The organism is Parachitinimonas caeni (assembly GCF_030129945.1).
Classification (GTDB): domain Bacteria; phylum Pseudomonadota; class Gammaproteobacteria; order Burkholderiales; family Chitinimonadaceae; genus Parachitinimonas; species Parachitinimonas caeni.
In genome coordinates this window covers 1-218 of record NZ_JARRAF010000330.1, presented here as the reverse complement: position 1 = coordinate 218, position 218 = coordinate 1, and the positions used below count along the sequence as shown (strand labels likewise).

Here is a 218-nt window from a genome sequence, read left to right as displayed (position 1 = left end):
GGTACTGACAAGTTAACTTCGAACTTGGCGGCAGGTTAAGATGTTGGCATGGACAAGGATCTCTACCACCGCCACCGTTTCCCGGCTGAAATCATCGGCCATGCGGTCTGGCTCTACCATCGATTCAACCTCAGCTTCCGTGATATTGAGGAATTACTGGCCTCACGGGGCGTGCTCGTCAGTAACGAGACGATCCGGCAATGGTGCCTGAAATTCGG

At 53.7% G+C, this 218-nt stretch carries 1 pseudogene; it reads left to right on the top strand.

The annotated features are described in order from the left end of the window. Positions 1–48: 48 nt before the first annotated feature. Positions 49–218, top strand: a pseudogene (locus tag PZA18_RS24920) (IS6 family transposase); the annotation flags it as partial.